General features: G+C 37.9%; 30 protein-coding genes and 2 tRNA genes. 29 read left to right on the forward strand and 3 right to left on the reverse strand.

The window, feature by feature from the left end:
- Positions 1 to 40: 40 nt before the first annotated feature.
- On the reverse strand, positions 41 to 763 hold the full coding sequence (gene cmoA / locus DV424_RS07715; protein WP_118859622.1) for a carboxy-S-adenosyl-L-methionine synthase CmoA: 723 nt from the start codon (positions 761 to 763) through the stop codon (positions 41 to 43).
- A gap of 198 nt (positions 764 to 961) precedes the next feature.
- Between cmoA and aspS the strand changes: the two genes are divergently transcribed.
- The 8 genes from aspS to ruvB all read left to right on the forward strand — a co-directional run bounded on the left by aspS (position 962) and on the right by ruvB (position 8,847).
- Complete coding sequence (gene aspS / locus DV424_RS07720) at positions 962 to 2,728, forward strand: aspartate--tRNA ligase (protein WP_118859623.1); 1,767 nt, start codon at positions 962 to 964, stop codon at positions 2,726 to 2,728.
- A gap of 73 nt (positions 2,729 to 2,801) precedes the next feature.
- Positions 2,802 to 3,620, forward strand: coding sequence for a hypothetical protein (locus tag DV424_RS07725; protein ID WP_118859624.1), 819 nt, complete (start codon positions 2,802 to 2,804; stop codon positions 3,618 to 3,620).
- Between the two features lie 340 nt (positions 3,621 to 3,960).
- The gene (locus tag DV424_RS07730) at positions 3,961 to 5,229 is read left to right on the forward strand and encodes an NRAMP family divalent metal transporter (protein WP_118859625.1); all 1,269 of its coding nucleotides are present in this window, start codon (positions 3,961 to 3,963) and stop codon (positions 5,227 to 5,229) included.
- Positions 5,230 to 5,330: 101 nt separating this feature from the next.
- The gene (nudB, locus tag DV424_RS07735; protein ID WP_118859626.1) at positions 5,331 to 5,783 is read left to right on the forward strand and encodes a dihydroneopterin triphosphate diphosphatase; all 453 of its coding nucleotides are present in this window, start codon (positions 5,331 to 5,333) and stop codon (positions 5,781 to 5,783) included.
- Positions 5,784 to 5,795: 12 nt separating this feature from the next.
- On the forward strand, positions 5,796 to 6,536 hold the full coding sequence (locus DV424_RS07740; protein ID WP_005645263.1) for a YebC/PmpR family DNA-binding transcriptional regulator: 741 nt from the start codon (positions 5,796 to 5,798) through the stop codon (positions 6,534 to 6,536).
- 46 nt (positions 6,537 to 6,582) lie between these two features.
- On the forward strand, positions 6,583 to 7,155 hold the full coding sequence (gene ruvC / locus DV424_RS07745) for a crossover junction endodeoxyribonuclease RuvC (RefSeq protein ID WP_118859627.1): 573 nt from the start codon (positions 6,583 to 6,585) through the stop codon (positions 7,153 to 7,155).
- Between the two features lie 62 nt (positions 7,156 to 7,217).
- On the forward strand, positions 7,218 to 7,832 hold the full coding sequence (gene ruvA, locus DV424_RS07750; protein WP_118859628.1) for a Holliday junction branch migration protein RuvA: 615 nt from the start codon (positions 7,218 to 7,220) through the stop codon (positions 7,830 to 7,832).
- A gap of 7 nt (positions 7,833 to 7,839) precedes the next feature.
- Positions 7,840 to 8,847 (forward strand): Holliday junction branch migration DNA helicase RuvB, encoded by a 1,008-nt coding sequence (ruvB, locus tag DV424_RS07755; RefSeq protein ID WP_009766712.1) that lies wholly within the window; start codon positions 7,840 to 7,842, stop codon positions 8,845 to 8,847.
- A 51-nt stretch (positions 8,848 to 8,898) separates the two neighbouring features.
- Here ruvB and DV424_RS07760 read toward each other — a convergent pair whose 3' ends face one another.
- Positions 8,899 to 9,183: a DUF5339 domain-containing protein gene (locus tag DV424_RS07760; RefSeq protein WP_118859629.1), complete on the reverse strand. Its 285-nt coding sequence runs from the start codon at positions 9,181 to 9,183 to the stop codon at positions 8,899 to 8,901.
- Positions 9,184 to 9,635: 452 nt separating this feature from the next.
- On the opposite strand from DV424_RS07760, the gene DV424_RS07765 reads away from it, so the two are divergent.
- From DV424_RS07765 to iscX, 21 genes are all read left to right on the forward strand, one after another.
- Entirely contained in the window at positions 9,636 to 11,201 is a 1,566-nt protein-coding gene (locus tag DV424_RS07765) for a cytochrome ubiquinol oxidase subunit I (protein ID WP_118859630.1), read from the forward strand.
- Between the two features lie 14 nt (positions 11,202 to 11,215).
- On the forward strand, positions 11,216 to 12,352 hold the full coding sequence (gene cydB, locus DV424_RS07770; RefSeq protein ID WP_118803319.1) for a cytochrome d ubiquinol oxidase subunit II: 1,137 nt from the start codon (positions 11,216 to 11,218) through the stop codon (positions 12,350 to 12,352).
- A 110-nt stretch (positions 12,353 to 12,462) separates the two neighbouring features.
- Positions 12,463 to 12,756, forward strand: a complete 294-nt coding sequence (ybgE, locus tag DV424_RS07775) for a cyd operon protein YbgE (RefSeq protein ID WP_118859631.1) — start codon at positions 12,463 to 12,465, stop codon at positions 12,754 to 12,756.
- Positions 12,757 to 12,834: 78 nt separating this feature from the next.
- Positions 12,835 to 13,245, forward strand: a complete 411-nt coding sequence (gene ybgC / locus DV424_RS07780) for a tol-pal system-associated acyl-CoA thioesterase (protein ID WP_118790802.1) — start codon at positions 12,835 to 12,837, stop codon at positions 13,243 to 13,245.
- A gap of 17 nt (positions 13,246 to 13,262) precedes the next feature.
- Positions 13,263 to 13,949 (forward strand): protein TolQ, encoded by a 687-nt coding sequence (gene tolQ, locus DV424_RS07785; RefSeq protein WP_118859632.1) that lies wholly within the window; start codon positions 13,263 to 13,265, stop codon positions 13,947 to 13,949.
- Positions 13,950 to 14,013: 64 nt separating this feature from the next.
- Positions 14,014 to 14,433, forward strand: coding sequence for a colicin uptake protein TolR (gene tolR, locus DV424_RS07790; protein ID WP_005634116.1), 420 nt, complete (start codon positions 14,014 to 14,016; stop codon positions 14,431 to 14,433).
- Positions 14,434 to 14,447: 14 nt separating this feature from the next.
- Positions 14,448 to 15,605: a cell envelope integrity protein TolA gene (tolA, locus tag DV424_RS07795; protein WP_118859633.1), complete on the forward strand. Its 1,158-nt coding sequence runs from the start codon at positions 14,448 to 14,450 to the stop codon at positions 15,603 to 15,605.
- 41 nt (positions 15,606 to 15,646) lie between these two features.
- Positions 15,647 to 16,930, forward strand: coding sequence for a Tol-Pal system beta propeller repeat protein TolB (tolB, locus tag DV424_RS07800; protein ID WP_118859634.1), 1,284 nt, complete (start codon positions 15,647 to 15,649; stop codon positions 16,928 to 16,930).
- A gap of 25 nt (positions 16,931 to 16,955) precedes the next feature.
- Positions 16,956 to 17,417 (forward strand): peptidoglycan-associated lipoprotein Pal, encoded by a 462-nt coding sequence (pal, locus tag DV424_RS07805; protein WP_005630091.1) that lies wholly within the window; start codon positions 16,956 to 16,958, stop codon positions 17,415 to 17,417.
- A 154-nt stretch (positions 17,418 to 17,571) separates the two neighbouring features.
- Positions 17,572 to 17,647, forward strand: a tRNA-Lys gene (locus tag DV424_RS07810).
- A 23-nt stretch (positions 17,648 to 17,670) separates the two neighbouring features.
- Positions 17,671 to 17,746, forward strand: a tRNA-Lys gene (locus tag DV424_RS07815).
- A 116-nt stretch (positions 17,747 to 17,862) separates the two neighbouring features.
- Positions 17,863 to 18,582 carry a tRNA (cytosine(32)/uridine(32)-2'-O)-methyltransferase TrmJ gene (trmJ, locus tag DV424_RS07820; protein WP_118859635.1) on the forward strand — a complete coding sequence of 240 codons (720 nt, stop codon included), beginning with the start codon at positions 17,863 to 17,865 and terminating at the stop codon, positions 18,580 to 18,582.
- Positions 18,583 to 18,638: 56 nt separating this feature from the next.
- Positions 18,639 to 19,094, forward strand: a complete 456-nt coding sequence (iscR, locus tag DV424_RS07825) for a Fe-S cluster assembly transcriptional regulator IscR (protein ID WP_118859636.1) — start codon at positions 18,639 to 18,641, stop codon at positions 19,092 to 19,094.
- Positions 19,095 to 19,165: 71 nt separating this feature from the next.
- The gene (locus DV424_RS07830) at positions 19,166 to 20,380 is read left to right on the forward strand and encodes an IscS subfamily cysteine desulfurase (RefSeq protein ID WP_046938642.1); all 1,215 of its coding nucleotides are present in this window, start codon (positions 19,166 to 19,168) and stop codon (positions 20,378 to 20,380) included.
- 57 nt (positions 20,381 to 20,437) lie between these two features.
- Positions 20,438 to 20,821, forward strand: coding sequence for a Fe-S cluster assembly scaffold IscU (gene iscU / locus DV424_RS07835; protein ID WP_005626962.1), 384 nt, complete (start codon positions 20,438 to 20,440; stop codon positions 20,819 to 20,821).
- A gap of 53 nt (positions 20,822 to 20,874) precedes the next feature.
- On the forward strand, positions 20,875 to 21,198 hold the full coding sequence (gene iscA, locus DV424_RS07840; RefSeq protein WP_005626961.1) for an iron-sulfur cluster assembly protein IscA: 324 nt from the start codon (positions 20,875 to 20,877) through the stop codon (positions 21,196 to 21,198).
- Positions 21,199 to 21,210: 12 nt separating this feature from the next.
- The gene (gene hscB, locus DV424_RS07845; RefSeq protein ID WP_118859637.1) at positions 21,211 to 21,732 is read left to right on the forward strand and encodes a Fe-S protein assembly co-chaperone HscB; all 522 of its coding nucleotides are present in this window, start codon (positions 21,211 to 21,213) and stop codon (positions 21,730 to 21,732) included.
- Positions 21,733 to 21,762: 30 nt separating this feature from the next.
- Positions 21,763 to 22,449, forward strand: a complete 687-nt coding sequence (locus DV424_RS07850; protein WP_118859638.1) for a DUF2625 domain-containing protein — start codon at positions 21,763 to 21,765, stop codon at positions 22,447 to 22,449.
- A gap of 18 nt (positions 22,450 to 22,467) precedes the next feature.
- Positions 22,468 to 24,327 (forward strand): Fe-S protein assembly chaperone HscA, encoded by a 1,860-nt coding sequence (gene hscA, locus DV424_RS07855; RefSeq protein ID WP_118859639.1) that lies wholly within the window; start codon positions 22,468 to 22,470, stop codon positions 24,325 to 24,327.
- A gap of 39 nt (positions 24,328 to 24,366) precedes the next feature.
- Positions 24,367 to 24,708: an ISC system 2Fe-2S type ferredoxin gene (gene fdx / locus DV424_RS07860; protein ID WP_005656373.1), complete on the forward strand. Its 342-nt coding sequence runs from the start codon at positions 24,367 to 24,369 to the stop codon at positions 24,706 to 24,708.
- Positions 24,708 to 24,902: a Fe-S cluster assembly protein IscX gene (iscX, locus tag DV424_RS07865; protein ID WP_005659903.1), complete on the forward strand. Its 195-nt coding sequence runs from the start codon at positions 24,708 to 24,710 to the stop codon at positions 24,900 to 24,902. Before fdx ends, iscX begins: the two co-directional genes overlap by 1 nt.
- Before the next feature lie 48 nt (positions 24,903 to 24,950).
- Here iscX and DV424_RS07870 read toward each other — a convergent pair whose 3' ends face one another.
- Positions 24,951 to 25,565 carry a YfgM family protein gene (locus tag DV424_RS07870; protein ID WP_118859640.1) on the reverse strand — a complete coding sequence of 205 codons (615 nt, stop codon included), beginning with the start codon at positions 25,563 to 25,565 and terminating at the stop codon, positions 24,951 to 24,953.
- Position 25,566 lies beyond the last annotated feature (1 nt).

Consider the following 25,566-nt stretch of genomic DNA (forward strand, 5'->3'; position numbering starts at 1 on the left):
TATGCCATAAAAAAGTTGAATTAAATAAATTTGTTATGAATTATTTAACTGCAATCATCGAGCCAAAATTAAAGCATTGGAACCAAAGTTCTACTTGTGAAAATCCTACGTTTTTTAACCGCACTTTGTGTGTCTCGATAGAATCTGTACGCATCACATTTTCAAGTGCGGTGCGTTTCTGACTCACTTCAAGTTCGCTATAACCATTAGCACGTTTGAATTGGTGGTGGAGATCAATCAGTAGCTCATTTACCTTTTCATCTTCAAAACGGAATTTTTCAGATAGCACCAATACACCATTTGGATTTAAACCTTCATAGATTTTGGTAAGCAATGCGATACGATCTTCAGGCGGTAAAAATTGCAAGGTAAAGTTGAGAATGACCATTGAGGCATTTTTAATCTCAACGTGACGAATATCGTCACAGAGAATTTCCATAGGTACTTCACTATGATATGCCGCAATATGTTGGCGACAACGTTCAACCATAGGTTGAGAATTATCGATACCAATAATTTTTACGTTTGGTTGATGAATATTTCGACGTACTGAAAGTGTGGCGGCACCTCGCGAGCAACCAAGATCATAAACATGACTATCAGCCGTGACGAAACGTTCTGCCAGCATACCGATTGCCGTAATAATGTTGGAATAGCCAGGTACGGAGCGTTGGATCATATCTGGAAAGACTTCGGCAACGTTTTCATCAAAGGTAAAATCGCCGAGTTTTTCAATAGGCGCGGAAAAAATAGTATCTTTCATGGTTTACATTGTGTGGAGCATGTGTGTTTTTTCAACTTTCCACACCCTACAGATTAGAAAATATTTAAAAAGTACGGTCATTTTAAGGAAAGTTTTCAAGGGGTCAAATAAATTTCCGTTTAAGATTTAAAAGACGCGCCTTTTTCCGTATAATTCTGCGGTATTTTTCCATTTTTATAGAGAGTTAAGGAATTGAATATGATGCGTACACATTATTGCGGAGCATTAAACCGTAACAATATCGGACAAGATGTAACATTAAGCGGTTGGGTTCACCGCCGTCGTGATTTAGGTGGCTTAATTTTTATTGATATGCGCGATCGTGATGGCGTTGTGCAAGTTTGTTTTGATCCGAAATATCAAGATGCATTGACAGCGGCTGCGGGTTTACGGAACGAATTTTGTATCCAAATTAAAGGCGAAGTGATTGCACGTCCTGAAAACCAAATCAATAAAAATATGGCGACAGGCGAAGTGGAAGTGTTAGCGAAAGAATTGCGTGTTTACAATGCTTCTGATGTGTTACCTCTCGACTTTAACCAAAACAATACGGAAGAACAACGTTTAAAATATCGTTATTTAGATTTACGTCGCCCAGAAATGGCTCAACGTTTGAAAACCCGTGCGAAAATTACCAGTTTTGTACGTCGTTTCATGGATGATAATGGTTTCCTTGATATTGAAACCCCAATGCTTACTAAAGCAACACCAGAAGGTGCGCGTGACTATTTAGTACCAAGCCGTGTGCATAAAGGCAAATTCTATGCATTGCCACAGTCTCCACAGCTTTTCAAACAGCTTTTAATGATGTCTGGTTTTGACCGTTATTATCAAATTGTGAAATGTTTCCGTGATGAAGACTTACGTGCAGACCGTCAGCCTGAGTTTACTCAAATCGATGTGGAAACCTCTTTCTTAACTGCGCCAGAAGTACGCGAAATTATGGAACGTATGGTGCACGGCTTATGGCTTGATACCATTGGTGTAGATTTAGGTAAATTCCCAGTGATGACTTGGCAAGAAGCAATGCGTCGTTTCGGTTCTGATAAACCGGATTTGCGTAACCCATTAGAAATGGTTGATGTAGCTGATATCGTCAAAGGCATTGATTTTAAAGTGTTTAATGAGCCAGCCAACAATCCAAATGGCCGTGTTACCGTAATTCGTGTACCAAATGGAACAGATATTACACGTAAACAAATTGATGAATATACACAATTTGTCGGTATTTATGGTGCGAAAGGTTTGGCTTGGGCGAAAGTAAACGACATCAATGCTGGCCTTGAAGGCGTACAAAGCCCGATTGCGAAATTCTTAAATGAAGATGTATGGAAAGCGTTAGCAGAACGTGTGAAAGCCCAAACTGGCGATATCTTATTCTTCGGTGCAGATAAATGGCAAACCACCACTGATGCAATGGGTGCGTTACGTTTGAAATTAGGTCGTGATCTTGGTTTAACTCGTTTAGATGAGTGGCAACCACTTTGGGTGATTGATTTCCCAATGTTTGAACGTGATGAAGAGGGTAATCTTGCAGCAATGCACCACCCATTTACGTCGCCAAAAGATTTTAGCCCAGAGCAATTAGAAGCCGATCCGACAAGTGCGGTAGCAAATGCTTACGATATGGTGATCAATGGCTACGAAGTGGGCGGTGGTTCAGTACGTATTTTCGATCCGAAAATGCAACAAACGGTATTCCGCATTCTTGGTATCAACGAACAAGAACAACGTGAAAAATTTGGTTTCTTATTAGATGCGTTAAAATTCGGTACACCGCCACATGCCGGTTTAGCATTTGGTTTAGACCGTTTAACCATGCTTTTAACTGGAACGGAAAACATTCGCGATGTGATTGCTTTCCCTAAAACTACTGCTGCAGCGTGCTTGATGACCGAGGCACCTAGCTTTGCGAATCCGCAGGCGTTAGCGGAGTTGAGTATTGCAGTGACTAAAGCTGAATAATTTTGCTAATATTTAAAAATAAAGAAAGTAAGTGCGGCCAATTGGGGCCGCATTTTTGTGTTAGAGAGAATATATGAATATTGAATATAAAATTAGAAATATTTCTACGGCAATTTTAGTTATTGCAACCGCAATTTTTATTAATCTTATTTATTCACAAATGGCAGGGCTAGGTTCTTCTGTATGGAGAGTTTATGATTACTATTCTGTAACAGACTTTATTTTTCCGGTATGTCTGTTTATTTCTGCTTTTTCTATAAGGAATGGGCATAGTTGGGGAAAATGGTTATATGCTGGGTATGCCATGACAGGAATCTTTTTTAGCATTGGGGTTAGTTTAGAACATAACCTAATGCAGTATACTTTTATGCGACCAGAAATGTTATCTTCAGTTGTATTCGTTATACTTTTCATTTTTTTCTTAATTTCGATTAAAGTTCTTTTTTCAAAAGAAGCTAGTCGTTTTTTTGGTGATAAAAGTCTTAATGTTAATGAAATTGGTAAAAGACCCTTGTTGCTAACAATAGCTTCTATTTGTGGTTTTATTTTGGCTATTTATTGGGGAGCCAGTGTTTTAAGCGAACATTACATTATTGATGGATTTTTCTTTTTAAGACCCTTTTCTTTTTTCTTTGGTGTTTTTAGTTCTTATGTCTTAATGCTAGTGCTTTCTATTGGTTTTTTCTTAGGGAAAAAATGGGCTAGAACATTATATGTGGTTAGAGGAATAGCATTCTTTTTTGTGGCATTAATAAATTTTTTAGAATTAACAGTAAATAATCCATTTAATGAGATTCAAGAGCAATTCTATTTGCTTCTATCCAATCTTATGGTGCTTTGCATATATTTATATGTGTTGTATAACAAGAAAAGTAATGAGTATTTTCATTAAATAGTAAATCCACAATGTCGGTATTACGAGAATATATGTAGATCCCTAAAATTCTATTTTAGGGATTTTTGAAAAAGAAAGTGAGGTCAAAAATTCAACCAATTTTGACCGCACTTTCTTTTGTTGAAAAAATTTTATTCACTTAAATACATCCGTTTTTGGGTATGAATACTGGGGAAATTTATTTGTTTTGGAGTTATATTCTGAAATTTAAAAAAATAATTAGGTTTTTATTTTTTATTAGTGCTTTTAGGTGGATTTTATTTGCTTTACTCAAGGATAAAATTCTATTATAAATGAGGTCTTTTCGATTTATGATTAATTTATAAGAGAACATTTTATGGGTGAAGTTTCAACTCCAGTAGAAAAATCAACATGGGCGAGTAAATTCTCTGCCTTAGGCCCCGGAATCGTCATGGCATCTGCAGCTGTTGGTGGTTCGCATATTATTGCATCTACCCAAGCTGGTGCGATCTATGGTTGGGAATTAGTGAGCATTGTTATTCTTGCTAACTTATTTAAATATCCTTTCTTCCGTTTCGGTGTTCAATATACCCTAGATACGGGTAATACCTTGTTAGAAGGTTACCGTCAAAAAGGGAAGTTCTACCTTTGGTTATTCCTTGCTTTAAACGTTTTTGCCACAGTAATTAATACTGCTGCAGTGGGATTATTAACGGCCGCAATTTTAACCTTCATTACGCCAATTCCTCTACCAATGCCAGTATTAAGCTCATTAGTGATTCTTGTAACAACCAGCATTTTATTGTTGGGTAAATATCGTTTATTAGATAGTTTATCGAAAATCATCATGATTGCTTTAACGGTAACAACCGTGAGCGCTGTCGTGATTGCTTTTATGCGTAATGGTATCAATGGCGTAGCCACACCTGATTTTGTAGCGCCTTCTCCATGGGAATTAAGTAAATTAGCGTTTTTAGTGGCCTTAATGGGCTGGATGCCTGCACCAATTGAAATTTCTGCTGTTAACTCTATGTGGGTGGTGGCAAAACGTCGTCTAACGAAAGTATCTTATGAAGATGGTTTATTTGACTTCAACGTGGGTTATATCGGTACAGCAATTTTAGCTGTCGTATTTTTAGCGCTTGGTGCATTGGTGCAATATGGTTCTCCTGAAACCGTAGAGATGGTTGGCGGAAAATATATCGCACAACTTATCAATATGTATGCAAGTATTATCGGTGAATGGTCTCGCTTATTAATTGCAGTCATTGCGTTCATGTGCATGTTTGGAACAACAATTACGGTAATTGATGGTTATTCTCGTACCAATATTGAAGCCGTGCGTATCTTGTTTGGTAAACAAGAAAGCTCTGTGAGAATTCTTAATATCGGCATGATTTTAGCAGCGTTGTCTGGCTTAGCGATTATTTTCTACTTCAATAATGCTGTGGGTCCAATGCTGAAATTCGCGATGATTGCTTCATTTGTTTCTGCACCAATCTTTGCTTGGTTGAATTTATCTCTGACTAAGCACGCGAAACATAGTGTAAAAGGCGGCTTATTGTGGTTATCCCTTATCGGTTTATTCTACTTAACCGCCTTTGCAGGCTTGTTTATCGCCCAACAAGCTGGCTGGTTAAACTAAAATAATTGAGATAATTACCGCACTTTAGTTTTAAAGTGCGGTAATTTTTTTGAAAGTTTTTAGTAGAAAAGGTATGATGCTGCCCATTCTCAATTATGTAGATGACGAGCTTGAAATATAAAAATAATCAATCGGTTCTCGTGGTAATTTATGCGGAAAGCACGTATCGCATTCTGATGCTCCAGCGCCAAGATGATCCTGATTTTTGGCAGTCTGTTACTGGCACCATTGAACGTGGTGAAACACCAAAAAACACAGCAATTCGTGAGCTTTGGGAAGAAGTGCGGTTAGAAATTTCAGAAAATTCCACCGCACTTTTTGATTGCAAAGAGAGCATAGAGTTTGAAATTTTTCCACATTTCCGATATAAATACGCACCGAATGTGACGCATTGCCGTGAACATTGGTTTTTATTGGCAATGGAGCAAGAATTCAAACCAATATTAAGTGAGCATTTGGCATATCAATGGGTTTCTCCTGAAAAAGCAATCCAAATGACAAAATCTTCCAATAATGCGGAAGCAATTAGAAAATATATTCTTAAAGATAAATAGAAGGAAAACAACATGGCAGGCCATAGTAAGTGGGCTAATATTAAACACCGCAAAGCAGCACAAGATGCTCAACGCGGTAAAATTTTTACTAAATTAATTCGTGAACTTGTTACCGCAGCTAAAATTGGTGGTGGCGATGTGAGTGCTAACCCGCGTTTACGTGCAGCAGTAGATAAAGCACTTAGTAACAATATGACGCGCGATACTATCAACCGCGCTATTGATCGTGGTGTAGGCGGTGGCGATGACACCAATATGGAAACCAAAATCTATGAAGGTTATGGCCCAGGTGGTACAGCGGTTATGGTTGAATGTTTAAGTGATAATGCAAACCGCACCATTTCACAGGTTCGCCCAAGTTTTACCAAATGTGGTGGTAACTTGGGAACAGAAGGTTCTGTTGGTTATTTATTTAGCAAAAAAGGTTTAATCTTAATCGCAGAAGCGGACGAAGATGCATTAACTGAAGCGGCTATCGAAGCTGGCGCTGACGATATTCAACCACAAGATGATGGTTCATTTGAAATCTATACTGCTTGGGAAGATTTAGGTTCAGTTCGTGATGGCATTGAAGCAGCGGGCTTTAAAGTACAAGAAGCTGAAGTAACGATGATTCCATCAACAACCGTTGATCTTGATATTGAAACTGCACCAAAATTACTTCGTTTAATTGATATGTTGGAAGATTGTGATGACGTACAAAACGTATATCACAACGGTGAAATCAGTGACGAAGTGGCATCTCAGCTTTAATGATGCAATAAATGGGTAATTTAATTACCCATTTTTTATAGAAATTATGAGCATTATTTTAGGTATTGACCCCGGCTCTCGCGTAACTGGTTATGGTGTGATTCGCCAAACTGGGAGACATTTGGAATATCTTGGCAGTGGCGCAATTCGTACTCAAGTTGAAGATTTACCAACCCGTTTGAAACGCATTTATGCTGGAGTAACTGAAATTATCACGCAATTTCAACCTGATATGTTTGCGATTGAGCAAGTGTTTATGGCGAAGAATGCGGATTCAGCTTTGAAACTCGGGCAGGCTCGTGGTACGGCGATTGTTGCAGCGGTAAATCATGATTTACCTGTTTTTGAATATGCCGCACGTTTAGTAAAGCAAACGGTTGTAGGCATTGGCTCCGCAGATAAAGTGCAAGTGCAGGAAATGGTGACTCGTATTTTGAAGTTGTCAGATAAACCTCAAGCCGATGCCGCGGATGCGTTGGCCATCGCGATTACACATGCGCATTCTATTCAACATTCTTTACATATTGCCAATTCTGTGAAAATGACAGAAACGCAAGAAAAAATGACCACACTTTTAAAGACCAGATATAGCCGAGGACGCTTTAGATTAAAAATTTAACTGGATGTTCGTCCAGTTTTATTTTATTCTATGTGTTAAGTTTTTTATCATTCGGAAGAATTATGATCGGTCTCTTACAAGGCATTCTTTTAGAAAAACAACCTCCAGAAATTTTACTTAATGTTCAAGGCGTAGGCTATGAATTGCTTTTGCCTATGACGAGTTTCTATGATTTGCCAGAAATCGGGCAAGAGACTACTTTATTCACCCATCTTGTTGTTCGGGAAGATGCTCATTTACTCTTTGGATTTGCCCAGAAAACAGACCGCACTTTATTTCGTGAATTAATTAAAACAAATGGGGTGGGGCCTAAATTAGCCTTAGCGATTTTATCCGCCATGTCGGTCGAACAATTTGCTTATGCAATTGAGAGGGAAGAGCTTTCTAAACTCACCAAAATTCCTGGTGTGGGTAAAAAAACAGCTGAACGTTTGTTAGTTGAGCTCAAAGGTAAATTTAAAGGCGTAAAACAAAGCGATTTCTTTGTAGAAAGTACTCATATTCCGTCAGTTCCATCTATTGAATCGCGTGTAGAAAATTCATCTGATGAAGCTATTTCAGCCTTGATTGCTTTAGGTTATAAACCTTCAGAAGCAGAAAAAATGGTGAAACGAGTTGCTAAGCCAGAATTAACCAGTGAACAAGTTATCCGCGAAGCTTTAAAAGCCGCACTGTAGGTTAGACATGATTGAAGCAGATAGAATTATTAGCGGGCAAGCTAAACTTGATGAAGATGTTATTGACCGCGCTATTCGTCCGAAATTATTAGCAGATTATGTTGGGCAGCCGCAAGTGCGCGAGCAAATGGATATTTTCATCAAGGCAGCCAAACTACGTCAAGATGCCTTGGATCATTTATTGATTTTTGGCCCTCCAGGTTTGGGAAAAACAACGCTTGCTAATATTGTGGCAAATGAAATGGGCGTGAATATTCGTACGACATCAGGACCTGTATTGGAAAAAGCGGGAGATTTAGCCGCAATGCTAACCAATCTTGAACCGCATGATGTGTTATTTATTGATGAAATTCATCGACTTTCCCCTGCTATTGAAGAAGTTCTTTATCCAGCAATGGAAGACTATCAATTGGATATTATGATTGGTGAGGGGCCAGCCGCTCGTTCTATTAAATTAGATTTGCCACCTTTTACTTTGGTTGGCGCAACGACTAGAGCTGGCTCGTTGACTTCGCCATTGCGTGATCGTTTTGGTATTGTGCAACGTTTGGAATTTTATTCTGTAGAAGATTTAACATCTATCGTTGCAAGAAGTGCGGGGTGTTTGAATCTTGAATTAGAACAGCAAGCCGCTTTTGAGGTGGCTCGTCGTTCACGAGGCACGCCTCGAATTGCAAACCGTTTATTACGACGCGTGCGTGATTATGCAGATGTGCGTAATGGGGGCGTAATTTCTGTAGATGTGGCAAAACAAGCGCTTTCAATGTTGGATGTAGATGATGCTGGATTTGATTATTTAGATAGAAAATTATTGTCTGCAGTTATTGAGCGTTTTGACGGCGGGCCAGTAGGACTGGATAACCTTGCTGCTGCAATCGGTGAAGAACGCGATACCATTGAAGATGTCTTAGAGCCTTATTTGATTCAACAGGGGTTTCTACAAAGAACGCCGCGTGGCCGTATCGCAACATCTCAAACTTATCGCCATTTCGGTCTGCAGAAATTATCAGACTAGATAAATTTAACCACTAAAAAAGCCTCATTGTACTCAATAAGGCTTTTTTAATTACTCACTATAACTTTTCAAGTTACTTAATTTTGCTAAACCTACTTCACAACTTTTTAACTGAGTCGCTAATTCCATTTGAAGAATTTGTTGTTTACTATGGTTTAACTTATTTTTAATTTTTCCTACCTGTGTATGTGTGCCAGGTTGTTTTTCTGCTTGAGCAATCAAATTCTCTGTTTCTTTAAATAGTTGTTCACATTGTTGTGGCAGAATATTTGATGCAAAAGTAGAGGTTGATACAGCAGAGAAAAGTGCGGTTAAAATAAGGAATGTTTTTTTCATTTTAAGTCCTTGTTTCTCTTTATTATGAAATCTAAAAATTAAACTAGGCGGGAAAATAGCAAAATATACTTAGTATGTCTAGCTTTTGAAGTCATTTATTGTTGTAAATTGTGATAAGGATCACGTGTAACGTATATTTTTGTACAAAAAATAGCAAAATTGATTTATATCAATTAAATTATTTTTAATAAATAATAGGTATTTTATATTTTATGTCAAAAATGTGATCTAGATATCGTTTTTACTGTTTTTTATCCTTGTATTTAGTAGTAGAATACCCGCCAATTTGGCTTATCTCTATAATAATTGGTGTTTTTTAACTATTTGAGAATGATTATGTAGATAAACCAATTTAAACTTAACTAATTGGAGTTGAGTAATTAGGGATTATTTAAGGCTTTGCCTTTTTAATCATCATTGGAACTAATGTTGTTTATACAGAGGAGTTGAGAATGTTGGACGTTGTTGACCTTTCTCGCTTGCAGTTTGCTTTAACTGCGTTGTATCACTTCATTTTCGTGCCGCTGACATTAGGTTTGTCCTTCGTCCTTGTGATTATGGAAACCATTTATGTGGCGACAGGCAAAGAAGTTTATAAAGATATGACAAGATTCTGGGGTAAGTTATTTGGTATTAACTTCGCCCTTGGGGTGACCACAGGTATCATTATGGAATTCCAATTCGGTACTAACTGGTCTTATTATTCTCATTATGTAGGTGATATTTTTGGTGCGCCATTAGCGATTGAAGCGTTACTAGCCTTTTTCTTAGAATCAACTTTTGTGGGGTTATTCTTCTTTGGCTGGGATCGTTTAACTAAAGGTAAACACTTACTTGCTACATATTGTGTAGCTTTCGGTTCGAACTTATCTGCAATGTGGATTTTAGTTGCTAATGGTTGGATGCAGTCTCCAGCTGGCTCAGAATTTAATTTTGAGACAGTACGTATGGAAATGACCAGCTTCTTAGATCTTTGGTTAAATCCAGTTGCGCAAAGTAAATTCTTACACACATTAACAGCAGGTTATACAACCGGTGCAATGTTTGTATTAGGTATCAGCGCATTCTATTTATTAAAAGGTCGCGATATTGGTTTTGCTAAACGTTCATTCTCTGTCGCGGCAACATTTGGTTTTATTGCTGCATCAGCTGTATTAATTATGGGTGATGAATCAGGTTATGACATCGGTAAAGCACAACCTGTGAAATTGGCTGCAATGGAAGCTGAGTTTGATACTCATGCAGCTCCAGCACCATTCCATCCAGTCGCAATCCCTAATTCGACAGAAATGAAAAATGATTTTGCGATTGAAATTCCTTATCTTGGTGGTTTAATTGCTACTCGCTCTGTAGATAAAGAAATTACTGGCTTGAAAGATCTTCAATTATTAAATGAAAATCGTGTACGTAACGGTATTCATGCTTATGAATTGTTTACTCAATTAAAGTCTGAGAAAAAAGCAAATGGCCAAGTAAATGAAGAAACAAAAGCACAATTTAATGAAGTTAAAAAAGATCTTGGTTTCGGTTTATTGTTAAAACGCTACACAAATAATATTGTTGATGCGACTGAGGAACAAATTAAACAAGCGGCGCGTGATACTATTCCAAATGTAGGTCCTAACTTCTGGGCTTTCCGTGGTATGTTAGCGGCTGGTGGTTTAATTATCTTATTAGCTTTCGGTGCATTTGTTCAGAATTTACGTAACAAAGTGACTTCTTCTCGCTTATTACTTAAAGCATTGCTTTGGAGTATTCCATTGCCATTCTTAGCGATTGAATTTGGTTGGTTCTTAGCTGAATTTGGTCGTCAACCATGGGCAATTTATGAAGTTTTACCTGTTGGGGTATCGGCGTCTCAGTTAAGTACTGGCGATTTATGGTTCTCTATTGGTTTAATTTGTGCGCTTTATCTTGCGTTCATTATTGTTGAGATGTATTTGATGTTTAAATATGCGCGTTTGGGTCCTAGTGCGTTAAAAACCGGCAAATACTACTTTGAACAATCATCTAAATAAGCAGGAGATGAATTATGATTGATTATGAATTTCTACGTTTTATTTGGTGGGTGTTAGTCGTTGTATTATTGATCGGTTTCTCTGTAACTGATGGATTTGATATGGGCGTGACTGCACTTTTACCTGTAACAGGTAAAAAAGAAGTGGAACGCCGTATTATGATCAACTCTATTGCCCCACATTGGGATGGTAACCAAGTTTGGTTGTTAACTGCAGGCGGTGCAGTATTTGCGGCATGGCCAATTGTATATGCAGTTTCATTCTCAGGTTTCTACATTGCGTTAGTATTGGTATTGGCAGCGTTATTCTTACGTCCGCTGGGCTTTGAATATCGTGCAAAAATTGATAACCCGACTTGGCGTTCTGTTTGGGATTGGGGACTATTCGCAGGTGGTTTTGTTCCATCATTAGTATTTGGTGTGGCTTTTGGTAATTTATTACAAGGTGTTCCATTCCATTTCAACGAATTGACTCAAGTAACTTATACCGGTTCATTCTTTGAATTATTAAATCCATTTGCATTATTGTGTGGTGTTATTAGCTTATCAATGCTTGTAACTCACGGTGCGAACTGGTTACAAATGAAAACAACCGAAGAATTGCGTGATCGCGCTCGCTCAGTGAGCCAAATCGGTGCGATTGTCACTTTAATTGCGTTTGTATTAGCTGGAGCATGGTTATACTTTAAAGAGGGTTATGTAGTAACGAGTGTAGTGGATCATTACGCTCCATCTTCTCCAATGAATAAAGAAGTTGCTGTTGAAACTAGTGCGTGGTTTAGAAATTTCAATGAAATGCCAATTCTTTGGATTTTCCCTGCATTAGCAGTAGTCGCTGCATTATTAAATGCGGCATTTTCTAAAGCTAATCGTTGTGGTTTCGCATTCTTTTTCTCTGCATTAACAATGGCTGGCGTAATTATTACTGCTGCAGTATCTATGTTCCCATTTGTGATGCCTTCAAGCTCACACCCTGAACAGAGTTTGTTAATGTGGGATGCAACTTCAAGTGAATTAACATTAACATTAATGTTGATTTTTGCACTTATCTTTGTGGCTATTTCTTTGGTTTATACCATTTGGTCTTATTCGAAGATGTTTGGTCGCTTAGATGCAAATTTCATTGATGAAAATAAACACTCATTATACTAAGGAGATTAATATGTTATATGTAATTTGGGTAGTGGGTGTGTTATTAGCTATATTTGCCAGCGCAAAATTAACCATTGGCAAAGAAAAAGCAGGAAAATTTGACGAGTAATATGATTCATTCACTCTATCAATTAATTAATAAGGGTTCGTTTCGAACCCTTTCATTTATTTTAGCGCTAGGACTAACAGCCGTATTTTTCTTTAATATTGATAATTTTTCAACGTTGTTACGAAATGATTCTCCTTGGTGGATTTTGATGATCTTTTGGGGATTGATTACGGTTTGGATTCATGGAATCGGATTTGAAATTAAAAGCGTAATTTGGAAACTACTTTTCTTACCTTATATCTCTTATATCATTATATTGATTAGTGCTGTAGAGCATTTTTATTTACGAGGATGATTTTTTTCTTCGGCATATTGCTTATCTAAAAAACAGGTTCTAAAATATCCGACCTATTGCGGTGGGCAAAGCTTAATAATGTCAGAAAAAACCTTCTATCTTTCCGTTCGAGTATATTATGAAGATACTGATGCTGGTGGCGTTGTGTATCATGCTCGTTATTTGCATTTTTTTGAGCGGGCTAGAACAGAATATTTGCGAGCGTTAAATTTTACGCAGCAAACTTTATTACAAGAACAACAACTCGCGTTTGTTGTCAAATCGCTCGCTATTGATTATTGCGTTGCGGCAAAATTGGATGATTTACTCACGGTAGAAACAGATGTCATAGAGATAAAAGGCGCAACAATCCTTTTTGAGCAACGACTTATGCGTGATACGGTGATGTTATCAAAGGCTACAGTCAAGGTAGCCAGTGTTCATCTTGGCAATATGAAACCCGTGGCTCTTCCTAAAGAAGTAAAAGCTGCGTTTTATAACTTAAAATAAACTTTTCGGAGTATGCAATGACTGCAGAATTGAATTTTTTAGATCTTTTTCTAAAAGCAAGTATTGTTGTTCAACTTGTAATTGTGATTTTGATTTCATTCTCGATTATTTCTTGGGCGATTATTATCCAACGTAGCCGAGTTTTAACGGCTGCTTTAAAAGAAGCGAATACTTTTGAAGACCGTTTCTGGTCTGGTGAAGATTTGAATAAGCTATATGAAGGATTATCAAATCGTCGTGATATTTTAACGGGTAGTGAGCAAATTTTCTTTGTTGGTTTCAAAGAGTTTTCTCGCTTGAAACAAGTGAATCCAGATGCGCCTGAGGCGATTATTAAAGGAACTACGCGAGCAATGAGTCTTACAATGAATCGTGAAGTTGAAAGTCTTGAAAGTCGCGTCCCATTTTTAGCTACAGTAGCTTCTGTTAGCCCTTATATTGGCTTATTCGGAACCGTTTGGGGTATCATGCACGCTTTTATGGCATTAAGTGGTGCTAAACAAGCAACTTTACAAATGGTTGCTCCTGGTATCGCCGAGGCATTGATTGCTACTGCAATCGGTTTGTTTGCTGCGATTCCAGCTGTAATGGCTTATAACCGTTTAAGTTTACGCGTGAATGCTATCGAACAGAATTATGGTAACTTTATTGATGAATTTACGACGATTTTACATCGCCAAGCTTTCGGCAAAGCACCACACTAAAATATAGAAAAAATATACCGCACTCTTTCGTTAAGTGCGGTGAAAAATAAGAGAGATTTGAATTATGGCTCGTCGTCAGCGTAAAGATATTAAATCTGAAATTAATATTGTCCCGTTTTTGGATGTATTGTTAGTGCTTGTGTTGATCTTTATGGCAACAGCACCAATTATTAGCCAAAGCGTACAAGTGGAATTGCCGGATTCAGTGCAAAGTCAAAATGTATCTAATGAAGATAAAGTGCCGGTAATTCTTGAAGTTTCAGGGATTGGACAATATGCGATTTCTATTGGCGGAGAACGTCAAGAAGGGTTAACGGAAGAAATGGTGACACAGTTATCTCGACAAGAATTTGATAAAGATAATAACACACTATTTTTAGTGGGTGGAGCTAAGGAAGTTCCCTATGAAGAAGTGATTAAAGCACTTAATCTGCTCCACCTTGCTGGAATTAAATCTGTTGGTTTAATGACAAACCCAATTTAACTAAGTAGGTAACCGTGCAAAATAATCGACAAAAAAAAGGCGCAAATGCATTTGTTATTTCTATAGTGATGCACCTTGTTTTGTTTGGATTGTTGATTGTCAGCTCTTTCTACCATACAGTTGAAATTATGGGTGGTGGAGAAGGTGATGGTGATGCTATGGGGGCAGTAATGGTCGATACTGGCTCAGCAGCGCAAGAATGGGGTAGGATTCAACAACAGAAAAAAGGGCAAGCGGATAAGCAGAAACGTCCAGAACCTGTTGTTGAAGAAAAACCACCTGAGCCTAATCAAGAAGAGATTAAGCATCAACAAGAAGTTCAACGACAAGAAGAGTTAAAACGTCAGCAAGAACAGCAACGTCAGCAAGAAATAAAAAAACAACAAGAGCAAGCTCGTCAAGAAGCGTTGGAAAAACAGAAACAAGCTGAAGAGGCAAAAGCTAAACAAGTGGCTGAAGCTGCAAAATTAAAAGCAGATGCAGAGGCTAAACGTTTAGCTGCCGCAGCAAAACAAGCTGAAGAAGAGGCGAAAGCTAAAGCGGCAGAACTTGCAGCACAAAAAGCAAAACAAGAAGCAGAAGCCAAGGCAAAAGCTGAAGCCGCTGCTAAAGCAAAAGCTGAGGCTAAAGCGAAAGCTGAAGCAGATGCAAAAGCTAAAGCCGCTGCTGATGCTAAGGCAAAAGCTGATGCAGAAGCTAAAGCTGCGGCAGAGGCGAAAGCTAAGGCTGCTGCAGATGCTAAAGCTAAAGCGGATGCAGCAAAACGAAAAGCGGACCAAGCCAGTTTAGATGATTTCTTAAATGGCGGAGATATTGGTGGCGGTAGTGCATCTAAAGGCGGAAATGCGAATAAAGGTGGAACTCAAGGTAGTGGTGCTGCGCTTGGTTCTGGCGATGGTGGCAAAGTAGGAGATCAATACGCTGGAGTGATTAAGAAAGAGATTCAACGTCGTTTCTTAAAAGATCCAAGTTTTGCAGGAAAAGTTTGTCGTATTAAAATTCAATTAAGTCGAGATGGAACAATCTTGGGATATCAAAAAATTTCAGGCTCTGATGATATTTGTACAGCAGCATTAAGTGCGGTTGCTAGAACGAAAAAAGTTCCAGCTGCGCCATCAGATGAAATTTATGAAAAATATAAATCGCCAATTATTGACTTTGATATTCGATAATTCTTTAGAAAAATTTATTGTTAAATTTTAAAGGTAACAAAATGAAATTATTAAAACGTTTAGTGAGCGTATTAGCGATTGTACTTGCTGTTGCAAGCAATGCATTCGCAGATGATGAAGTTCGCATTGTAATTGATGAAGGGGTTGATGGTGCACGTCCTATAGCTGTTGTGCCGTTTGCAGGATCTGCACCAGAAGATATTAGCAAAATTGTTGCTGATGATTTACGTTACAGTGGTAAGTTTAGTCCTATTGCTGTGTCTCAAATGCCTCAACGCCCAACTTCAGCAGCAGAGGTAAATCCTGAAGCTTGGTCTAATATTGGCATTGACGCAATTGTGGTCGGACAAGTTGTTCCATCTGGTAATGGTTATAGTATTACTTATCAATTAATTGATACCGTTGGTGCATCAGGTACGCCAGGGGCTGTATTAATGCAAAATAGCTATACAGTGACAAACAAATGGTTACGCTATGGTGCCCATACTGTTAGTGATGAAGTTTTTGAAAAATTAACTGCGATCCGTGGTGCGTTTAGAACTCGTATCGCTTATGTTGTGCAAAAGAATGGCGGTTCACAACCCTATGAAGTGTGTGTTGCAGACTACGATGGCTATAATCAATTTATCGTAAATCGTAGCTCTCAACCAATTATGTCACCAGCTTGGTCTCCAGATGGTCAACGTTTAGCGTATGTATCTTTTGAAAATAAAAAATCACAACTTGTTGTACAAGATTTAAATTCTGGTGCTCGTAAAGTGGTGGCGTCTTTCCCTGGACATAATGGTGCTCCTGCATTCTCTCCAGATGGTTCACGTTTAGCTTTCGCCTCTTCACAGGATGGCTCATTAAATATTTATGTGATGAGTTCTCACGGCGGCGCTCCGACTCAATTAACTCGTGGTGCAGGTAATAATACAGAACCATCTTGGTCTCCAGACGGTAGCTCAATTTTATTTACATCCGATAGAAGTGGTTCACCACAAGTTTATCGTATGAGTGCAAACGGTGGTGGTGCAACACCGGTTGGTGGTCGCGGTAGTGCACAAATTAGCGCTGATGGCAAAACCCTTGTGATGATTAATGGAAACAATAATGTTGTTAAACAAGATCTTACATCTGGCGCATCAGAAGTACTTAGTACCTCTTTCTTAGGCGAAAGCCCAAGTCTTTCACCAAATGGAATTATGATTATTTATAGTTCTACACAAGGCTTAGGAAAGGTGCTACAATTAGTTTCTGCAGATGGTCGCTTTAAGGCGAGCCTTCCAGGAAGTAATGGCCAAGTGAAATTTCCTGCTTGGTCGCCATACTTAACTAAATAAAGAAAACTCATTGAGGAGAAATCTAATGAACAAATTTGTTAAATCATTATTAGTTGCAGGTTCTGTAGCTGCATTAGCTGCTTGTAGTTCATCTAACAACGATGCTGCAGGTAATGGTGCGGGCCAAACTTTTGGCGGATACTCTGTTGCTGATCTTCAACAACGTTATAACACCGTATATTTCGGTTTTGATAAATATGACATCACAGGTGAATACGTTCAAATCTTAGATGCTCACGCAGCATATTTAAATGCAACTCCAGCTGCTAAAGTATTAGTAGAAGGTAACACTGACGAACGCGGTACACCAGAATACAACATCGCGTTAGGTCAACGTCGTGCGGATGCAGTTAAAGGTTATTTAGCTGGTAAAGGTGTTGATGCTGGTAAATTAGGCACAGTATCTTACGGTGAAGAAAAACCTGCAGTATTAGGTCACGATGAAGCTGCATATTCTAAAAACCGTCGTGCAGTGTTAGCATACTAATTCTTAGTATTTCTAATACTTGAAAAACAGGATCCATTTTTTATTGGATCCTGTTTTGTTTTCATCGTTTGTAATTTAACCAATTAGTTTGAAAGAATGAATTTATTCTTTTGATTCTAAAATAAATGCGCTATCATTAATTCATCAACACAGTGGGTCGTTAGCTCAGTCGGTAGAGCAGCGGACTTTTAATCCGTTGGTCGAAGGTTCGAATCCTTCACGACCCACCACTCTCTGATTTAGTTGTCCAGTTGGGTTGTTAGCTCAGTTGGTAGAGCAGCGGACTCTTAATCCGTCGGTCGAGAGTTCGAGCCTCTCACAACCCACCATTCTTATTTTTATTATTCATCTCTAATATTTTAAATTTCTTTAATTTGCTTAAATTCTTGACTATTTTTAGCGGTTATTGTGGTAGAATATCCTTAAATTTTAGTCGGGCATCATTATGTTGGAAAATATTCGTATTGTTTTAATTGAGACTTCGCATAGCGGTAATATTGGTTCTGCTGCTAGAGCAATGAAAACAATGGGATTGACCCAGCTTTGTCTTGTTTCACCAAAATCCATTGATGAACAATCTTATGCTCTTTCAGCTGGCGCAGAAGATATTGTAAAAAATGCTAGAGTTGTCGATAGTTTTGATAAAGCCGTTGATGATTGCTCTTTAGTGATTGGTACAAGTGCTCGTTTACGTCATTTACAAAGTACATTGATCGAGCCTCGAGAATGCGCGGAGAAAGTTGTAGCGCATGAAGGCAAGATAGCTATTGTGTTTGGTCGTGAACGTATTGGATTAACGAATGAAGAGTTGTTGAAATGTCATTACCATTTGAATATCCCAGCTAATCCTGATTATTCTTCTTTAAATTTGGCAATGGCGGTACAGTTGGTAAGCTATGAATTGCGCATGGCATTTTTAGCTCAAGATAAGAAGGAAAATTCACTTTCTTTAATAGAACAAAACTATCCAACCGCAGAACAACTCGCTTATTTTTTTGAGTATACTGAGCGTGTATATCAGTCACTCGGATTCATTCAAAATCAAGGTGTTATACATAAATTAAAGCGTTTATATTATCGCGCTCAACTTGAAAAAAATGAATTAAATATTTTAAATGGCATGCTAAGTGCGGTCGAAAAACGAATTGATCTTGATTTAGATTAATTGACTGATTTAGTAGGATATGTAAATATTGCAACATCACTTTTTAGGAACACTTTATGAAACTTACATCGAAAGGTCGTTATGCAGTCACTGCGGTTTTAGATATCGCTTTAAATGCAGAAAAAGGTCCTGTGAGCCTTGCAGATATTTCTGAACGTCAACATATTTCGTTATCTTATTTAGAACAACTTTTTGCTAAATTACGTCGTGATGGATTAGTAAAAAGTGTTCGTGGACCCGGTGGAGGTTATCAGCTAGGTTTACCAAGTGATCAAATTTCAGTAGGAATGATTATTTCAGCGGTAAATGAAAATATTCATGTGACAAAATGTCTTGGTCGTGGAAATTGTCAAAATGGCGTAGAATGTTTAACTCATACATTGTGGGAAGACTTAAGTAATCGCATTGAAAGTTTTCTTAATGAAATTACTTTGGCTGAATTGGTGAGTAAACGTGACTCAAAACGCCAAACTCATAGTGATTTTGAGAATTTATTAATTGTTAATCAATAAAGGAAAGTAGTCCGTACAGTGTAAAATGCATTAAAAGTGCGGTCAAATTTAGAATGATTTAGGAGTGAAAAATGAAATTACCTATTTATTTAGACTATGCAGCAACTTGTCCTGTGGACGAGCGTGTTGCGAAGAAAATGATGGAATTTTTAACCATTGACGGTACATTCGGTAACCCAGCTTCTCGCTCGCATAAATTTGGTTGGCAAGCAGAAGAAGCGGTAGATGTGGCTCGTAATCAAATTGCGGATCTTATTGGTGCTGATTCTCGTGAAATTGTGTTTACTTCTGGTGCGACAGAATCAGATAACCTTGCAATTAAAGGCGCTGCGCATTTTTACCAAACTAAAGGTAAGCATATCATCACTTGCAAAACTGAGCATAAAGCCGTATTAGATACTTGTCGTCAATTAGAGCGTGAAGGTTTTGAAGTGACTTATTTATCACCTGAGTCTGATGGTTTAATTGATTTAGAAAAATTTAAAGCCGCACTTCGTCCTGATACTATTTTAGTTTCAATTATGCATGCCAATAATGAAATTGGTGTGTTGCAAGATATTAAAGCTATTGGTGAGCTTTGTCGTGCAAATAAAACGATTTTCCACGTAGATGCAACTCAAAGTGTGGGCAAAGTTGCGATTAACTTGGAAGAGTTGCCAGTTGATTTATTATCTATGTCTAGCCATAAACTTTATGGGCCTAAAGGTATTGGTGCGTTATACGTTCGTCGTAAACCACGTATCCGTTTAGAAGCGATTATTCATGGCGGTGGCCATGAGCGAGGAATGCGTTCAGGTACATTACCTGTCCACCAAATCGTGGGAATGGGCGAGGCTTATCGAATTGCAAAAGAAGAAATGGCAACCGAAATGCCACGTTTAAAAGCTCTTCGTGATCGTTTATATAATGGTTTAAAAGATATTGAAGAAACCTACGTAAATGGCTCAATGGAGCATCGTTTAGATAGTAATTTAAATATTAGCTTTAACTATGTTGAAGGTGAATCTTTAATGATGGCGTTGCGTGATATTGCTGTATCTTCTGGTTCTGCTTGTACATCGGCTAGCTTAGAGCCGTCTTATGTGTTACGCGCACTTGGTTTAAATGATGAATTGGCACACAGTTCAATTCGTTTCACACTTGGTCGTTACACCACTGAAGAAGAAATTGATTACACCATTAATTTAGTAAAAGGTGCCGTGGAAAAACTTCGTGCATTATCGCCATTATGGGATATGTTTAAAGAAGGTATCGACCTTAGTACAATTGAGTGGTCAGCTCACTAGGATTTAACTGCTATTATTAAATGGCGTTTCTCAAGGATTTAAAAAAGGAAAGTTAAAATGGCTTATAGCGAAAAAGTAATCGATCATTATGAAAATCCGCGCAATGTGGGTTCTATGGATAAAAAAGATAGCAATGTTGGTACTGGCATGGTAGGTGCGCCAGCTTGTGGCGATGTAATGCAGTTACAAATTAAAGTAAATGATAACGGCATTATTGAAGATGCAAAATTTAAGACTTATGGTTGTGGTTCCGCTATTGCATCTAGCTCATTAATTACGGAGTGGGTGAAAGGTAAATCTTTAGAAGAAGCAGGCGCTATTAAAAATAGCCAAATTGCAGAAGAGTTAGAATTGCCACCAGTGAAAGTACACTGTTCCATTTTAGCGGAAGATGCAATTAAAGCGGCAATTGCTGATTACAAATCCAAAAAAGGCGAATAATATGAAAAAGTGCGGTCGGTTTTGACCGCACTTTTAGTGGTTTTGGGGGATATATGAGTATTACATTAACAGAAAAAGCCGCTCAACGAGTGAAAGCTTTTTTGGATAATCGTGGCAAAGGTATTGGTTTACGTTTAGGCGTTAAAACATCAGGTTGTTCTGGCTTAGCTTATGTGCTTGAGTTTGTCGATGTCTTAAATGAAGAAGATCAAGTTTTTGAACAGCACGGTGTAAATATTATTGTCGATCCAAAAAGCTTAGTTTATCTCAATGGTATTGAGTTGGATTATGTGAAAGAAGGCTTAAATGAAGGCTTCAAATACAATAATCCAAATGTAAAAGAATCTTGTGGCTGTGGTGAAAGTTTCCATGTTTAAGGTAATAATCTGATGTTAAATCCTTTTCAAATTTTTGATTTACCTGTTGATTTTCAGTTAGATGAGAAGGCGCTAAATACACGTTATTTAGAATTACAAAAGGCTCTACATCCTGATAATTTTGTATCAAGTAGTGCGTTAGAACAACGCGTTGCGATGCAAAAATCCACCGAAGTGAATGATGCCTTAAAAACGTTAAAAGACCCAATTTTGCGAGCAGAAGCTATCATTTCGCTTAATACTGGTGAACAGATCGATCTTGAACAAAAAAGTACGCAAGATGTGGCGTTTTTAATGCAACAGTTACAGTGGCGAGAACAACTAGAAGCGCTTGAACATAAGAAAGATGAAGAAGCATTAAATGCTTTTGCAAAAGAAATTAAACAAGAAACTCAGTCATTATTGACCGCACTTTCGGAGAGTCTGAAATCCCAACAATGGACGAAAGCATCTCAACAGTGTGATAAATTACGTTTTACTCGTAAGCTTTCTGAAGAAATTGAACGTGTAGAAGAACGCCTTTTTGAACTGTAATAGATCTATATCTCAATATCCCTTGATATTATGCAAACTCTCGAACAACTAATATCTCCAGAAAATTCTGCTTGGCCTATACTTTCCCAATGGGTTGAAAGTGCACGTAATCATTGTTATGTCATTAAAAAAGATCAATCAAGTGCAGAACGCGAACTTTTTACCATGCAAATGCCTACGTCATCACCAATGGGCGCAGTAATCTATGAAACAGGTGGAATTTTAATTCATTATGGTTGGTTACGTATTTTAGGTTCTGGAAGTTTTAAATTACCGCGTGGCTTGATGGATTGGAATTTCAGTAAATCTTTTAGTGAGTCAGGCGAAAAACCAAAATATTTATTAGTTGCAGATGATGTGATTGGTGGTTATTTTGCGTTAAATGGTGGTTCGTTAGGCGATAATCTTGGCAAAATTTATTACTATTCATCAAAAGATCTTACTTGGCATAATTTAAATTTTACTTACACAGAATTTTTAGCTTGGGCATTGAATGGTGATTTAGAGGCTTTTTATCAAGGTCTATTCTGGCAAAATTGGCAAGATGATGTGAAACAATTGGATGGTAATCAAATTTTTGTATTCTCGCCTGATTTAAGCGAAGATAAAAAAATAGCGATTGATGAACGTCAAAAACACGAAGTCAATATTGAAACACATTACCAATCAAGCTTTGCAGAAAAAAATAAATTTGATTTGGCGTATTCCGTCGCATAACCAGTAGAAAAATAGCATATGGCATTATTACAAATTGCAGAACCAGGACAAGCTGCTGCACCACATCAACATCGTTTAGCCGTTGGGATTGATTTGGGAACAACTAATTCTTTAGTAGCATCTGTGCGCAGTGGAAAATCCGTGATTCTTAATGATGAACAAGATCGCAGTCTTACACCATCAGTTGTTCATTATGGCGTTGCAGAAAAGAAAGTTGGTTTGGAAGCCTTTGAACAAGCATCACTTGATCCCCAAAATACAGTGATTTCAGTCAAACGCTTAATTGGTCGAAGTCTTGCAGATGTGCAATCTCGTTATCCTAGTTTGCCTTATGAATTTGTAGCAAGTGAAAATGGATTGCCTTTAATTGTTACTGCACAAGGGCAGAAAAGTCCAATTGAAGTGTCTTCAGATATTTTGTCGCGTTTAAATCATATTGCCGAACAACGCCTTGGCGGAGAACTTTCTGGTGTTGTGATTACAGTTCCTGCTTATTTTGATGATGCTCAACGTCAAAGCACTAAAGATGCAGCACGTTTAGCTGGGTTAAACGTATTGCGTTTGTTGAATGAACCTACTGCAGCTGCACTCGCTTATGGATTAGATAGTGGGCAGGAAGGCATTATTGCGGTTTATGATTTAGGCGGTGGCACATTTGATATTTCAATTTTACGTTTATCAAAAGGTGTCTTTGAAGTTCTTGCAACGGGTGGAGACACTGCATTAGGTGGAGATGATTTTGATCATTTAATTGCAGATTGGGTAATAGAACAAACTAAGCTAACACCACAAACAGCAAATCAACAGCGTGAGCTAATAACCCTTGCCAACCAAGCTAAAATTACCTTGACTAATGAAAAAAGTGCGGTTATTTCTTGGCAAGATTTTTCAGTAGAAATTTCGCGGGAACAATTCAATGAATTAATTTATCCGCTTGTAAAACGTTCATTGCTAACTTGTCGTCGGGCATTGAAAGATGCCAATGTGGAATTCGAAGAAGTGCAAGCGGTGGTAATGGTTGGCGGTTCAACTCGAGTGCCTTATGTAAGAGAACAAGTTGGCGAGTTTTTTGGTAAAACACCATTAACCTCAATCGATCCTGATAAAGTTGTGGCACTTGGTGCTGCAATTCAAGCAGATATTTTAGTCGGGAATAAAACTGATTCTGATATGTTATTGCTTGATGTTGTACCACTTTCTTTAGGCATTGAGACGATGGGCGGATTAGTGGAAAAAATTATTCCACGTAATACAATAATTCCTGTAGCTCGCGCGCAAGAATTTACTACTTTTAAAGATGGACAAACGGCAATGACTGTTCATGTGCTACAAGGCGAACGAGAGCTAGTGGATGATTGTCGTTCTTTAGGACGTTTTACTCTACGAGGTATTCCGCCAATGGCGGCGGGGGCAGCCCATATTAGAGTGACTTATCAAGTGGATGCAGATGGTTTATTAAGCGTTACAGCGATGGAAAAATCGACAAAAGTACAGGCTTCAATACAAATTAAACCATCTTATGGCTTAACTGATGAAGAAGTAACCGCAATGATTAAATCTTCTTTTGATAATGCACAAGAAGATTTGCAAGCACGTGAATTGGCAGAACAGCGTGTGGAAGCAGATCGTGTTATTGAAAGCGTAATTGTTGCGTTACAAGCAGATGGGGCTGAATTGCTTAGCACAGATGAATTTCATCATATTGAAACTGTGTTAAAACAATTAATGGATGTAAAACAAGGTTCAGATCGCGATGCAATTACGCAAGGAATTAAAGCCTTAGACACGGCTACCCAAGAATTTGCAGCTCGCCGAATGAATGCATCAATTAATAAAGCTTTGACAGGTAAAAATCTGTCAGACATTGAAAAGCCGTAAAAGTGCGGTCAGATATTAAATAATTTTGAGGAAAGTATTATGCCAAAAGTGATTTTTTTACCTAATGAAGATTTTTGTCCTGAAGGTATGGTCGTTGATGCCGCAACTGGAGATAACTTATTAGAAGTTGCTCACAATGCGGGAGTAGAAATTCATCATGCTTGTGATGGTTCTTGTGCTTGTACAACTTGCCACGTGATTGTTCGTGAAGGGTTTGATTCTTTAAATGAAACGAGTGATCAAGAAGAAGATATGCTAGATAAGGCTTGGGGATTAGAAATGGATAGCCGTTTATCTTGTCAATGCGTAGTGGGAAATGAAGATCTTGTGGTAGAAATTCCAAAATATAACCTTAATCACGCAAATGAGGCGGCTCACTAATGAAATGGACAGACGCCCAATTAATTGCAGAAGAACTTTACGATCGTAATCCAGATTTAGATCCAAAAACCGTTCGTTTTACTGATTTACATAAATGGATTTGTGAACTTGAGGATTTTGACGATGATCCGAATAAATCAAATGAATCAATTCTTGAGGCTATTTTATTAAAATGGTTAGATGAATTTGAATAATCAGAAATTTGATTGAAAAAATACCCGCATTTTGATGCGGGTATTTTTTTAAAGATTGTTTAATTTCATTTTCGCCATTTGTTGTTCTAATTGGCTACCCATTTGTTGTGCTTGCTCAAAGCTGTTTTTCGCCGCAACTTTATCTCCTTTTGCAACTTGGATATCGCCAGTTAAAATCGCTTTGCGAGCATTAAAACTTTCGCCTTTCACTTGGTTTAATGTACTTAAAGCATTATCTAATTGACCTAATTGAAATTGCACTGCACTTAAACGTAATGCAATAATAGATGTTAATACTTCATCTTGAGATTGGGTTAATGCTTGGTTTAAATTTGCTTCTGCTGCTGAAAAATCTTGTTTTTCAGTGGCTTTTTTCGCTTCATCTAACAAAGCAAAGACAGCGTATGCCGTTTTGCTGTTAGCTTGCACAAATTGTTCTATATTTGCTTTTTTAGCCTGTTCGTCTTGTTGCACAGAATTAATTAAAGCATCATATTGTGCGGAGGCTTGAGCGATTTGTTCTGCTTGGTGGGCTTGCCAATAACGCCATACAAACATACCGCCAATCCCTAAGATAAAGGCGACAATAATTGTTTTGCCATTCTCTTTCCACCAGTCTTTCAACTGGTTAATCTCTTGTTCTTCTTCAATGGAATAAGCCATG

The sequence above is a fragment of the Haemophilus haemolyticus genome (assembly GCF_003493605.1).
Lineage (GTDB): Bacteria > Pseudomonadota > Gammaproteobacteria > Enterobacterales > Pasteurellaceae > Haemophilus > Haemophilus haemolyticus_J.